Annotated in this window: 10 protein-coding genes; 8 read left to right on the forward strand and 2 right to left on the reverse strand. The window is 38.9% G+C overall.

Annotated elements, in window-relative coordinates:
• Positions 1-1,308 (reverse strand): pepsin-like aspartic protease, encoded by a 1,308-nt coding sequence (locus ACRRSQ_RS02410; RefSeq protein WP_440874093.1) that lies wholly within the window; start codon positions 1,306-1,308, stop codon positions 1-3.
• A 211-nt stretch (positions 1,309-1,519) separates the two neighbouring features.
• Between ACRRSQ_RS02410 and ACRRSQ_RS02415 the strand changes: the two genes are divergently transcribed.
• The 5 genes from ACRRSQ_RS02415 (at position 1,520) to ACRRSQ_RS02435 (ending at position 8,198) form a co-directional block, all read left to right on the forward strand.
• Complete coding sequence (locus tag ACRRSQ_RS02415) at positions 1,520-3,910, forward strand: reprolysin-like metallopeptidase (protein ID WP_440874094.1); 2,391 nt, start codon at positions 1,520-1,522, stop codon at positions 3,908-3,910.
• Between the two features lie 50 nt (positions 3,911-3,960).
• On the forward strand, positions 3,961-4,374 hold the full coding sequence (locus ACRRSQ_RS02420; RefSeq protein WP_440874095.1) for a hypothetical protein: 414 nt from the start codon (positions 3,961-3,963) through the stop codon (positions 4,372-4,374).
• 145 nt (positions 4,375-4,519) lie between these two features.
• Positions 4,520-6,655 (forward strand): TonB-dependent receptor plug domain-containing protein, encoded by a 2,136-nt coding sequence (locus ACRRSQ_RS02425; protein ID WP_440874096.1) that lies wholly within the window; start codon positions 4,520-4,522, stop codon positions 6,653-6,655.
• 61 nt (positions 6,656-6,716) lie between these two features.
• Entirely contained in the window at positions 6,717-7,226 is a 510-nt protein-coding gene (locus ACRRSQ_RS02430) for a TlpA family protein disulfide reductase (RefSeq protein WP_440874097.1), read from the forward strand.
• A 180-nt stretch (positions 7,227-7,406) separates the two neighbouring features.
• On the forward strand, positions 7,407-8,198 hold the full coding sequence (locus ACRRSQ_RS02435) for a DUF2189 domain-containing protein (protein ID WP_440874098.1): 792 nt from the start codon (positions 7,407-7,409) through the stop codon (positions 8,196-8,198).
• Between the two features lie 122 nt (positions 8,199-8,320).
• Here ACRRSQ_RS02435 and ACRRSQ_RS02440 read toward each other — a convergent pair whose 3' ends face one another.
• Positions 8,321-9,016 (reverse strand): FadR/GntR family transcriptional regulator, encoded by a 696-nt coding sequence (locus ACRRSQ_RS02440; protein ID WP_440874099.1) that lies wholly within the window; start codon positions 9,014-9,016, stop codon positions 8,321-8,323.
• A gap of 318 nt (positions 9,017-9,334) precedes the next feature.
• Between ACRRSQ_RS02440 and ACRRSQ_RS02445 the strand changes: the two genes are divergently transcribed.
• From ACRRSQ_RS02445 to ACRRSQ_RS02455, 3 genes are all read left to right on the forward strand, one after another.
• The gene (locus ACRRSQ_RS02445; RefSeq protein WP_440874100.1) at positions 9,335-10,090 is read left to right on the forward strand and encodes an SDR family NAD(P)-dependent oxidoreductase; all 756 of its coding nucleotides are present in this window, start codon (positions 9,335-9,337) and stop codon (positions 10,088-10,090) included.
• An 8-nt stretch (positions 10,091-10,098) separates the two neighbouring features.
• The gene (locus ACRRSQ_RS02450) at positions 10,099-11,031 is read left to right on the forward strand and encodes a 2-dehydro-3-deoxygalactonokinase (protein WP_440874101.1); all 933 of its coding nucleotides are present in this window, start codon (positions 10,099-10,101) and stop codon (positions 11,029-11,031) included.
• Positions 11,032-11,526: 495 nt separating this feature from the next.
• Positions 11,527-13,098: a sodium/sugar symporter gene (locus tag ACRRSQ_RS02455; protein WP_440874102.1), complete on the forward strand. Its 1,572-nt coding sequence runs from the start codon at positions 11,527-11,529 to the stop codon at positions 13,096-13,098.
• Positions 13,099-13,103: the final 5 nt, after the last annotated feature.

Genomic DNA, 13,103 nt, shown 5'->3' on the forward strand with positions numbered 1-13,103 from the left:
TTATGTAACTTGAGTAACTGAGTTATTTAATTTTTCTGCAAACTTAATCACACCAGTTTTACTTTCTGAACGGTCAAATATCACGTAATAATTATTCAGTAATGGCAAGCCAATAATTGACTGATTTGGCCATTGTGGTAACTGGCTTAAAATTTTAAATACGGCTTTATCAGGCGTTGGGCTGTTCACTTGCCAGTAACATTGCGGCGGACAAGTTAATTGAATCGGAGCGCCTGACTCGCTAATAAAGTTAAAGTGAATATCTGGCCATTGGTCTAACATTAACAAGTGCTTATCGATGCCGGTTGCTTGAAATTGAATGTCGGCAAAAGGTTTAATGAGCTCAGCAAACTTCGAGTTAATGTTATTTAACTGCTCAACCATTTGAGTAAATAATGGCTTGGTTAATACCAATGCACTTGCACCTGTGTCGATTATTGCGTTGGTTAAATAAGCTTTTTCATCTTTTTTAGCAAGTGGCTCTGCAACAATGGCGTTGTTATTTGCGATTTGAATCGAGATTAGCTTTGCGTTGTAATAAATGTCGTGGCTAATAGCAACCGTTTTAAAGTCACCTTGATAATACTCTGTTTGCTCTTCGCCGCCACCGAGTACAATAAAACCTTGGTTTTGACTTAATTGGCTAAGCTCTTTAGTTGTACTTTTTTCATCATCAACAAAAGTGCTTGAACGATGGCTATAAAAAGCAAATTTATTGGCAGCTAAACCTTGGGTTTCTAATTGCGTAAAATAGGGTTCAATATCCTGTTCGGGTTGTTGCCACAAAAAATGTTTAAAACTGGGTAGGTCGGTTGAATCGATTAATTGCTGTTTGCTTGCTTGGTCAAAAGGCCACGGAAAGGTTACCGCAGGCGAAATGTTAGCAGCCGTTAAATACTGACGAAGATCGAAGCCTTTATTTAGGTGGTGATACGCTAAACCTAATATGCCATCAGCATCACCAAAGGTGCTTTTTCCTTTCTCATTTTGGGCAATTGCGACGTGGCATTGTTCTAAAAGCAATTGCTGTTCGTTTTCACCGTCATTACCAATAAGTACTTTTGTTAAAACTACGGGTCCGTCCCAACCACCAATGCCATAATTTACCTCTTGTGCATAGCTTGTTACATTTAATGCCTTATCCGATGATGCGTTATACGCAGGCGGTTCAACCACTAATGTGCTGCTACCCGTGTCTAGTATTAAGTTAACTGCTTGTTTATTCTCACCAATAAAAATTTCTGCGCTGTAATCGCCTTTGGCATAAACGTTGGTGATAGGGATTTTTAGAATCTTTTCCTGCTGCATATGTTTTTTAATTATTTATTCCTTTAATTTTTAATAGCATACAGTTGCTTTAATTATTGAGTCAATTCAGTTTTTTTGTGTTGGTGATTATTTGGTTTTATGGCTAACTGAATTAGACGTGCGCAGAAAGACACTGGCTCAAAAGCAAGCTGGGTTTTATTGGCTTATACTTAATTTTACCATTGCTCAAATTGAGTTTGTGTTGATGAATATGAAAAGAAATATCTTGTTGTTTCGCATTTGTTTATTCAGTTGTTTCGCGATAGGTTTAGTCGCTAAGCTGCAAGCAAATCAAGAGAGTGAGTTCAGTGCTTGGCAGTTAAGCGCTGAAAAAAATACACAAGACGTCTTGGCTGTTACGAGGCAAACAAGTGAAGCAAGTATTGTTGATATTGCCACTCATTTTAGCGTTGATTTGGCTGAACTAAGAGCCTTGTTACTTGGTGTTGAGCAAAGCATAGTCATAAGTTTGCCGTTGCCTGACGCTAGCTTACTTGATTTTGAATTATCAAACTCTAATAGCATGGCGCCTGCGTTGGCGCAAAAATACCCTGCGATTAAAACCTTCCAAGGCATTGCCTTAAATTCAAACGACAATAATGAGCTGATCACTGGGCGTTTTGATATTACGCCAAATGGCTTTCATGGCATGTTCTCTTACCAAGGCGATACGGCATTTGTTGAACCTTCGCCTGACGGTGAAGATCATCAATACATCAGTTATTTCCGTTCAAACGCCCAAGCGAATATAACGAATAAAAACCTCATTGAAAAAGCACCTAAAAGTATTCCTGATGACGTATTAGCGCAAATAGAAAACACGGCAAAAAAATCCGCTCAAACAGGTATTCGAACCTATCGTTTTGCCGTATCGGCAGCCGCGGAATATACCCAATTTCATGGCGGTACAAAAAGCAGCGCCTTGGCTGAAATTGTGACTATGGTTAATCGTTTAAATCAAATTTTTGAGCGTGATCTATCGGTTAATCTACAGCTGGTTGCTGATAACGACGAACTTATATTTGTTGATGCAATGACTGACCCATTTAGCAACAGTGACAACGATGAAGCTATTAATACTGAAGTTATCAGCGATATTATTGGTGTTGATAGTTACGACATTGGTCATGTTGTTGGTACAGGTGGTGGCGGTTTAGCGACTGTTGGTGGTGTATGTTTAGATAGCCGTAAGGGAAACGGCGTAACGGGCTCGGCATCACCAACAAACGATAGCTTTTATATTGACTATGTTGCCCATGAAGTTGGTCACCAATTTAACGCTAATCACAGCTTTAACGGTACTGGCGGTGGTTGTAGCGGCAATAGAATTTCTAGCCATGCATACGAACCCGGTAGTGGGTCGACGATAATGGCTTATGCCGGCATTTGTGGTAGCGAAAACTTGCAAACTAGCTCGGATGAATATTTTCATTCAAGCTCGATTAGTGTTATTGAAACATTTATTGAGTCGGGCAGGGGCGCTAATTGTGGCACTGTTGGTAGTGAAACGAATAACCACCCAGTAGTTGAAGCCGGCGATAACTATACAATTCCTGCTAATAGCGCGTTTACCTTAACCGGCAGTGCAACAGATAGTGACTCTAGCAATTTATCGTACAGTTGGGAGCAATATGATTTAGGTTTGGCGAGCTTTTCTGCGAACTCTATGATTGATGATGGTACGCGACCGATATTTCGTGCTTTTAATCCAGTGTCTGAACCTACGCGTACATTGCCAAAATTGACTGACGTATTAGCAGGAACAACCACTAAAGGTGAAAGCTATGCCACTACTGATCGTACGTTAAATTTTCGCCTGCTAGTACGAGACAGCGAGGGCGGTGTAAATTACGATGATATGGCGGTAAATGTTGTCAATACCAATGAGGTATTTGAACTTACTGAGCCAAGTGTCGGCAGTAATTGGCAAACGAATGAGCAAACGATTACTTGGAATGTTGCCGGTACTGACGGCAATACCATTGACTGCGGTTTTGTTGATATTAGGTTATCAAGCGATAATGGCGATAATTTTACGCATAGTTTAGCACTGCAAACGCCCAACGACGGTAGTCACGAAATAAGTCTTTCAGGAGTCACCACCAGTCAAGCACGCGTAAAAATAAGTTGTAGCGACAATATCTTTTTTGCTGTTAACAATGGTGCATTTAGTATTGATGTTGCCGCTATTTTAGCCATTACCAGCCAAGAAACGCTTTCAATAGAGCAAGGCGAAAGCATTACATTAACGCCAGCAATGTTTAGCTACCAAGATTTATCCGCGCTCAGTTTATTGGTATCAGCAGGTGATAATTATACCGTATCAAATACAACCGTAACACCTGATGCAAGTTTTAGCGGTACGTTATCGGTAGCTGTTGTTGGCGTAAATGGCAGTGATCAAAGCGACGTATTTGTCGCGCAAATAAGCGTTACCGAAGCGCCTGTAACAACCACGCCAACGACGCCGACCCCAACGGTTACTCAAACTAATACCACCGCAAATACCACAACAAACGAAAGCTCTTCTGGGGCTGGTATGTGGTTGTTTTTATTGTTATCGTGTGCGGTAATCGTGCGAAAGTTCGATAGGAATATTTAGAGCGTGTTGTTTAACAATATTGCCAATACTTGAAGGAGATTTTAGCTAAAATGAAATATTTTCCATGCCTTGTGTTACTACTTGCAGTAAGTGGTTGTAGCCAACAAAGTAATGTCCGCTTAGATACTGAAAATCAAATAAAAAATACAGAGCAAGTGGTTCAAGTTAAAACATCTCCCTCGGTAATAAAATCACCAAGTGAAGCAAATAACGATGTTTTACTGGCAGAAGAAAATAAAGACTACCGTATTCTTGCCACTTCAGGCAGACGCGTAACCTATCCAGGCATTGCCCTTGAAAAGTACGATTGGGTCCATAAATATTGCGGCCGAAAGTTTATGTCAACCACAGGTGATGCGATTACCTCAACCAAACAACGTAATCAACGTGTGCAGCAAATTGAATATATGCGCTTGTATAATGAAAAAATGCTGTTGATTTGTAAGCGAAATATCAAACTTTAACCGTGACAAAAATCACACATTGTAACTAAGTGTAATCAAAAAATGATCTAAATCAAAAATACAAATGATAATCGTTATCATTTGTATTTATTTGTTTTCATTTGTATAGAATGGCGCCAATTAAATAATTAAAGGCTAACCATTGATGAAATTGACTCCGCTGTATTTTGCTATGTTTTGCACTAGCAACCTTTTCCTTCCTGCTGTTGTTCAAGCGCAAGTATCGAGCGCACAACAATCAGATGATATTGAAATTATTGAAGTTAGAAGTATTCGTCAAAAGCTCGAACAAGCTGGTCGTTTAAAAGACGTTATTCAGCAAACCGAAGTGCTTGATAAAGTGATGATCGATAATAAAAATGCCTTGAGTTTATCTGACGCAATTAACAACGAACCTGGCGTTAATGTTTCGAATGAATGTTCTATGTGTGGCGTTAAACGCATAATGCTTAACGGTATGAAAGGTGAACATACCACCATTTTAGTTGACGGTTTACCTACACATACCTTGATATCGGGTTTTTACGCAGTTGATGCAATTGCAACCACAGGAGTCGATCGCATTGAAGTTGCACGTGGTGCTGGTGCATCGTTAATTGCACCAGAGGCAATTGGTGGCACTGTTAATATTGTTACTAAACAGGCGTACGAAAATGAAGTTTCTTTTGATGTAGCAAAAGGCTCGCATGACTTTACTGCGATGAAAGGCATGGCTACAGGCGTATCTGAAGATGGTAAAACTGGCATTACCTTAATTGCCCAATACGATAAGCAAGATCAAGAAGATCACGACGACAATGGCGTCAGTGAAGCACCATTTCAAGAAAATCAATCAATAACCGCGTTAATTAGCCAAGATATTAATGATACGTATAACTTGCAAGTACGTATTTCAAAAGTGCAATCAGAAGTATTTGGCGGCCCTGTTATTGGCCATAATACTTATTCCATTGGTGAAGCGATTTCTGGTTATGATGGTATTGATTCACCACAATTATTTGAAGGTGATGATGTTCGTAACCAGTTTATTGGTAAAGCGTGGGAAACCACCGAATGGATCGATACCTCGCGTGATGAAGCTTACGTAAAATTATTAACAGAGCTTAGTGATTATACCACGGCAGAATTTGCGGTAAGTTATGCCAAACATGTGCAAGACTCATTTTATGAAGGTATTGACTATCAAGCTGACGATGTGATGAATTATTTTCGTGCGAAGTTTGATACCGAATTAACTGATGAACATTTTATTACTTATGGTGTTGATGCTCGCACGGAAGAAATGCGTTCTAGCACTAAAGCATTAGAGGGGGTCGAAGCATACGAAAGTGATGCTTTTGATTACGATACGCTCGGTATTTTTATTCAAGACACTTGGGTACCCTCAGATAAACTTGAAGTTGCTTTAGCGCTTAGAATTGACAAAGTAACCGCGGATTTTATCGACCCGGCTAAAGTCGGCACTGAAATTGATGAAACTTTTTTTGCCCCGCGTTTAGACTTACGTTATTTCCACAATGAGCAGTTAACATCGCGCTTTTCAACAGGTCGTGGGTATCGTGCACCATTGTCATTTTTTGAGACCGATCACGGTATTTTAGACTCAGAAAAAGGTTACCAAATTGACATTGACTCATTAGAAGAGTCGATTTCAGCAAGCTACTCACTTAACTACGATACCGATAAATTAGCAGCAACGCTCTCACTTGCTCACTCACGTGTCGATAACTTAGCAAGCTTAGAAGAAACCAGTGAAGGCGTACCTGTATTAACTCAGTTAGATGAAACAGCAGCAGTAACTACTATTGATATTTCATCGGGTTATAACATTACTGAAAATTTACTGATTAATGTGAGCGCGGAACAGTTTTTATACGACGTTCAGTTTAAGTCTTCATACGCAATTGTACCGGTAGAAACCCGTGCAAGTTTTGATATTGAGTGGCAGCTCGACGACTTAAAAGTATTTTGGTCTACTACCTGGTTTGGCGCGCGTGACTTAACGGAATACGGTTATGAGGGCTACAATATTAAAGGTGATTTAAGCTCGATAAAGCCAACGAATGCACCGGCATTTTCAAGTTCAGATCTAAAAATTCAATATAAACTTTCAAGCAATACCAAACTATACGCGGGTATTTCTAATATCTTCGAATACACGCAAATTGAAGAAGGTGAGTCGCCACTATTTTTTGACCAAGACGGTGGCTACGATGTTGCCTACATTTTTGGCCCACTGCACGGGCGTGAATTCTACGCGGGTATTGAAATAGGGTTATAAAATGAAGAAGCAGGTGATATTAGTGATGCCAATGTGTGTGAATAGGGCAGCTTCCTTTTTTATGTTGACCTTTTTAATAGTGAGCTTATTGATGCTAAGCCTTGTCGGCGTTAATACAGCGAATGCTAAATCAACCAATAGTGTTGTTCCGCTGTCGAGCGAGTTTAAGAACTTAGCGACAGGTAAACACGAGCAATTAGTTGCCAATACTAATGTCGCCAGTGTCGTGATGATTTTTCAACCTGATTGTGCGTGGTGTAAAAAACAAGGCAAATTGCTGGCATCGGTTAAAAGCCAATGCCAGCAACGCGTTAATTTGTCCTTGTTAGGCTATAAAGGCAGTACTGCAGCATTAAAGCGCGAACTAAAACATTTTGATAAAAGCTTACCAGCGTATAAAGCTCGGCAGAGCTTTTTACGCCAAATAGGCGGCGTTAAAGCGTCACCAACGACACTCTTTTATGATAAACAAGGTCAATTACTGGCTAAAAAAAGAGGCTATATTACCCCTGAAGTATTGCAAGCGGCATTAAGTCAACTTACTGAGCAGCAATGCCAATGGCAAATTTAACGCTAACTAAGCTGTGTTTAGCTATTTGCCATACCAAAGCGAATAGCGAGCAAATACTTTGGCTGTGTTTTGCTAACCTAAATCAATAAAAGGCGAGTTAGTGGCGCTTAGCGGTCAATATTTGGTAAATGAAACGATATACTTGTTCTAAGAATAATCGATGTAAATAAAGTGAGTATAATGTCTGGATCTGTTTCAGTACGCAGCTGGTTAAAATTCGGCTGGCAAATGTTTACGGCCACCAAAGCAATGAGTATGTTATTTAGTTTAGCGTTTTGTGTGTTTGCGGTGGTGCTTTATGCGCTATTTGTGAAACTCGATGCTGAGCTAATATTGTACCCATTTATTGCGGGTTTTTTCTTGGTCGCTCCTTTACTTATTATTGGTTATCAACGTGTTGCCGCTAAAATTTACCATGGTCAGCCAGTCACTTTTTCAGATTTGTATAAAAATAAAACCCATCACAGCAATAGAGGTATTTGGTTTTTAGTTTTTATTTTGTGTTTTTGTTATTTTATTTGGCTAACCGATGCGTTAGTTATCTACGGTTTATATTTTGGTATAGAGCCGTTAGCGTTCGACAGTAAATTAATTACCGACGAAACCCTGAGAGAGTCATTATTTTTATATATTTTTTATAGTGGCTTGATGGGGCTTGTTACTGCAATTATTGGTTTCTTATTAGGCGTATTTGCAATACCACTCATCATTCACCAAAATGTCGATTTTGTTGCCGCTATTCATATTAGTATTAAAACCGTGATGGCCAATAAATGGTTGATGACTAAGTGGGCGAGTACTTTGGTGATATTAACGTCATTGACTTTAGTGGTTGCGGTGCCGCTGTTGGTAATTGTCTTACCCGTTTTAGGCTATGCAAGTTACGCGGTATATCATGACTTAATTGTCAAAGTACAAGTTCGAGAAAACCAAGCTCAAGAAAACCAAGCTCAAAAAAGCCAAGAAAACTAAAATTAAAGGCAATAATGAAGGGCAAACATTGCGGGTGGGAATATGTTTTAACGCGTGCTCAACTTGCTTTTTGTTTTTTGCTTAAATCAACAAACACAAATTGAGCAGCGTAAGTTAGCTATTTACAAATTACTATTAATTAGCTCAAGTGCTTCATCAAGAATTTCTTTAACCGCTTCGCGCGCTTTTTCAGGATTTCTTGATTTTATCGTATTTAAAATATCAGCATGTTTTTGTACATCGCCTTCTACGCCTTTGGTTTTATTGGTGTAGCGAATACTGACGCGCAGGGCAGTACTGATAAAGTCAGTTAGCTGTACAATAAATGGATTGCCACTGGCTTGTAAAATACTGGTGTGAAATGCAATATCTGAGTCGAGCGAATCATCTAAACCTTTTTCTGCGGCTTCCATTCGAGACAAGGCATGCTCAATAGCTTCTAAGTCATCATAAGTTGCATTTACTGCGGCTAATGCTGCTGCTTGCGGTTCAATGGCTGCGCGCACTTCGGTGAACGATTTTAGTAACGAAAGAGAAGGGTTACTGCTTAAAATCCAGCCCAGTACGTCAGTATCAAACATGTTCCAATTGCTTTCAGGTAAAACACGAATACCTTTTTTTGGTCGTGAGGCGATTAATCCTTTGGCCGAGAGCATTTTTACCGCTTCACGGGTTGCGCTTCGGCTTACATCGTACTCGATACATAGTTCGGCTTCTGTGGGTAAGCTGTCACCAATTTTGTATTTTCCAATAACAATGGCGGTGCCCAAATCGTGAGCTAGCTGGTAAGTTAAATTGTGTTTTGGGCTTGGATTCATGTTTTATTTCCCCGTAGCATTTGTTGCTTATCGAATAACTTCCTAATGAAAAGCCAGTTAAATTTCGACAAAACCGCATAAATGCAATGTTTGGTAACGATACGTAAATTATTTTGATGAATTTGTTGCTTTATTACAAGCTTATTTTGTTGTATATTTCGTATATGTGATTAAAGTCATATATATATTATATTATTTTGAATTTGTGAGTTTGCTAAATTGATCGAAAAATGTGAAAGTTCTTCCACAATTAGTTGGGTGGCAATAGGTAAGTTGATTAGTATTTTGTCACCTTCGTATTTTTTTGGAGACTTTTAGATGCATTCTTCTACTCAATATTCAGATCTTAAAGACAAAGTCGTTTTTATTACTGGCGGGGCAAGCGGTATTGGTGCCGCGATGGTTGAGCTGTTTCTCCAACAACAGGCAAAAGTCGCTTTTATTGATATTGATGAAACCGCCTCAAATAAACTTTTAGCTCAAAGCCATATAAACGTCTGGTATCGCAAAGTCGATGTTACCGATATAAATGCTTTGCAGCAGTCAATTGTTGATGCAGCAGCAGAGCTTGGTAGCTTAGATATATTAATCAACAATGTTGCCGACGATATGCGTTATCGACCAGAAGATATCTCGGTCGATACCTGGCGACAAAATATGAAAGTGAACTTAGATCCAGCATTTTTTGCTTCGCAAACAGCGCATCAGCTAATGAAAGGCAACGATACTGGCAGCATTATTAATTTTAGCTCGCTAAGCGTGTTATTTGGTTTAGAAAAGTTAGCACCATACATCACTGCAAAAGCTGGCCTTATTGGCATGACAAAGGCATTAGCTCATGACTTTGGCGATGATAACATTCGTGTAAATGCGATTGTTCCTGGTTGGATAGCGACAGACCGTCAATTAGAGACTTGGTTAACAGCTAAGGAAGAAAAGCAATGGACGCAAACGATGGCGATTAAAAAACGCATCCAGCCAAGTGATGTCGCGAAATTAGCACTATTTTTGGCCTCAAGCGATAGCGCTATGATCACCGGGCAAAGCATTGCCATAGATGGTGGGAAAACATAAGGGAATTAATGAGTCATATAATTTTTGTCGATTGGGGAACAAGCCAACTAAGAGCCTATTTGTGTCAATATACTGACCAAGATGAATTTGAGCATATTTCATCAATATATGGTTTAGGTGTAAGTAAGTGTGGCCCAAATTTTCAACAAGAGTTAATGACTCGCATACAGCCTTGGGTTGATATATTTGGTAAGTTGCCAATTTACCTTGCGGGTCAAATTGGCTCAAGTATCGGCTGGAAAGAAACGCAATATTTACCATGTCCGACAACTCTCAATAACATTGCTCATTCCTGCGTTAAATTTAATAGTCAACAACATCAAATATCGGTTGTTCCTGGCCTTAGTTGTTTTCTTGAACAGCAATATTATGACGTAATGCGCGGTGAAGAAATTCAAATATTGGGCTGGTTATCGCTTGATAGTGCTCATCGCCAAGGTCAACATTTATTGTGCTTACCGGGCACACATACAAAATGGGTACTGATCGAAGATGGCAAAGTGGTTTTATTTAAAACCGCCATTACCGGCGAGCTGTTTGACTTGTTAAGTAGTCAAAGTGTTTTGGTACAACAACAAAAATCTACTATCGATAAAAGTGCGTTTATCAAAGGTGCTAAATTTACCTTAGACAGTGAGCATGACAACTTTTCACATGGTTTAATCGCTGTACGTAGTCAGCAGTTATTTGGCGACATTTCTAACGAGCAAGGGCGCTCTTATCTTTCAGGCTTTTTAATCGGTAGCGATGTTCGTGCTGCAATTCATGCTAAGCAATGGTCATTAACGCGTAATAGCTTAGTCAATATTATTGGCGATAAAAGGTTAAGTCAGAATTTTGCTGATGTTTTTGCTTTGCAAAGCATAAATAGCAAGTGTTTTGGCGAATGTGAAACCACTTTGGCCGGTTTTTACGCTGTGTACCGACAATCCATCAACTAAACTCGGCTTGAGCCTGCTTTTTTATTGCTTTTTTTTACTTGGAAAATGTAGTTAATTGTAAAAATAATGCTTTATAATAAATCCTATATGTATTATAAATGTAGTTAGGTCAAATTTAGATAGACTCGCAGCAATGATTTTGCAAAACTGCTTCAGGTTTGACCTATGAGGAACTCCAGTCTGATTTATTCCTTAATACGTGATTGAGCTAAAAATAAACCAATGAAAATAAATGAAGTATTTTCAGCTGGCACTAATATTTTACTTTTAAAGTAATGCGCATGTTAGTTCGAGTGGAAAATATTTTTATTTTCAGTTTATTGTCTTCACTCATGTTACTTTAAGAAATTCATTAGCGGGTTTGGAAAAACTGACGCAAGTAGCAAACATTGTTTTTAACTGTGTTTGTTATGCTAATTAATAAGTAAACGCAGTAATTTTACTGCATTGTTATAAACCAAAAAAAGTCACACTCAAGTGACTATGGGGAACATTATGAGTTTATCGACACTAGACATTTCTGTCTTTGTCATTTATGTAATTGCACTTATTGGCATTGCATATTTTGTATCGCGAGAAAAAGCCGGTCACGAAAAAGACGCGGGCGATTATTTCCTTGCTGGTAATAGCTTACCTTGGTGGGCAATTGGTGCATCGTTAATTGCTGCCAATATTTCAGCAGAGCAAATTATTGGTATGTCGGGTGCTGGCTATAAAATTGGTTTAGCAATCGCATCATACGAGTGGATGGCAGCATTAACCTTAATGATTGTTGGTAAATACTTTTTACCTATTTTCCTTGAGAAAAAAATCTACACTATGCCGCAGTTTTTAGAAAATCGTTTTGATCACCGCGTACGTACGGTAATGGCGATATTCTGGTTAGGTGTATATGTATTTGTTAACTTAACCGCTATTTTATGGTTGGGAGCGTTGGCAATTAATACCATTACCGGTGTTGATATTGTTTACGGCATGATTTTCCTTGGCTTATTCTCAGTTGCTTACTCTTTATATGGCGGTTTAAAAGCGGTTGCTTTTACTGACATTATTCAAGTTGTATTGTTAACTTTTGGTGGCTTATTCTTATCGTATATCGCGTTAGATTTAATTGCGGTAAATAACGGTGGTCAAGGCATTATTGATGGTTTTAATATTCTAGCGACTCAAGCGCCTGAAAAATTTGACATGATTTTATCGCCAGAAAGTGAGCATTATGCTGACTTACCGGGTATTTCTGTACTGGTTGGTGGTATGTGGATCATGAACCTTTCTTACTGGGGTTTTAACCAATATATTATTCAACGTACGCTTGCCGCTAAAAGCTTACGTGAAGGCCAAAAAGGTATTGCATTTGCAGCCTTCTTAAAACTTCTAATGCCAATTATCGTTGTTTTACCAGGTATTGCAGCGGTGTTATTAGTGCCTGATTTAGGCAAAGCTGACCAAGCTTACCCAGAGCTTATGAACTTAATGCCATCTGGCCTTAAAGGTTTAGTATTTGCAGCATTAGTTGCAGCGATTGTTTCGTCACTAGCGTCAATGACCAACAGTGTTGCAACTATTTTTACGATGGATTTATACAAAAATGATAAAAATCCAAAAAGTGAAGAGCATTATGTAAAAGTGGGTCGTATTGTTAGTTTAGTTGCGCTTATTGTTGCCATGTTTGTTGCTAAGCCATTATTAGGTCAATTCGACCAAGCATTCCAATACATTCAAGAATTTACCGGCTTCTTTACTCCGGGTATCGTGGTATTATTCTTCTTAGGTATGTTCTGGAAAAGAACGACAGCAAATGCAGGTTTATATGCAGCATTAGGTTCGGCGGTATTCTCTGTAGCCTTTAAGTTCTTATACCCTGAGATCCCATTTATGGACCGTGTTGGTATTGTCTTTATTTTATGTGTTCTAGTAGCGGTAGTTGTTTCGTTAATGGAAAACAAAGGAGACGATGAAAATGCTGTTGACGTTAAAGGTATTTCTTTTGCTACATCGAAAGGCTTTAATATTTCAACTGTTGCGATTGTATTAATTTTAACTGCCTTTTATATTACTTGGTGGTAATAGCG

Origin of the sequence: Thalassotalea sp. PLHSN55 (assembly GCF_052030545.1) — a bacterium.
Lineage (GTDB): Bacteria > Pseudomonadota > Gammaproteobacteria > Enterobacterales > Alteromonadaceae > CANMXU01.

What these genes read in the sequence shown, in the direction of transcription:
- ACRRSQ_RS02410 (WP_440874093.1), bottom strand. Translation starts at nt 1,308, where the DNA reads ATGCAGCAGGAAAAGATTCTAAAAATCCCTATCACCAACGTTTATGCC.
- ACRRSQ_RS02415 (WP_440874094.1), top strand. Translation starts at nt 1,520, where the DNA reads ATGAAAAGAAATATCTTGTTGTTTCGCATTTGTTTATTCAGTTGTTTC.
- ACRRSQ_RS02420 (WP_440874095.1), top strand. Translation starts at nt 3,961, where the DNA reads ATGAAATATTTTCCATGCCTTGTGTTACTACTTGCAGTAAGTGGTTGT.
- ACRRSQ_RS02425 (WP_440874096.1), top strand. Translation starts at nt 4,520, where the DNA reads ATGAAATTGACTCCGCTGTATTTTGCTATGTTTTGCACTAGCAACCTT.
- ACRRSQ_RS02430 (WP_440874097.1), top strand. Translation starts at nt 6,717, where the DNA reads ATGTTGACCTTTTTAATAGTGAGCTTATTGATGCTAAGCCTTGTCGGC.
- ACRRSQ_RS02435 (WP_440874098.1), top strand. Translation starts at nt 7,407, where the DNA reads ATGTCTGGATCTGTTTCAGTACGCAGCTGGTTAAAATTCGGCTGGCAA.
- ACRRSQ_RS02440 (WP_440874099.1), bottom strand. Translation starts at nt 9,016, where the DNA reads ATGAATCCAAGCCCAAAACACAATTTAACTTACCAGCTAGCTCACGAT.
- ACRRSQ_RS02445 (WP_440874100.1), top strand. Translation starts at nt 9,335, where the DNA reads ATGCATTCTTCTACTCAATATTCAGATCTTAAAGACAAAGTCGTTTTT.
- ACRRSQ_RS02450 (WP_440874101.1), top strand. Translation starts at nt 10,099, where the DNA reads ATGAGTCATATAATTTTTGTCGATTGGGGAACAAGCCAACTAAGAGCC.
- ACRRSQ_RS02455 (WP_440874102.1), top strand. Translation starts at nt 11,527, where the DNA reads ATGAGTTTATCGACACTAGACATTTCTGTCTTTGTCATTTATGTAATT.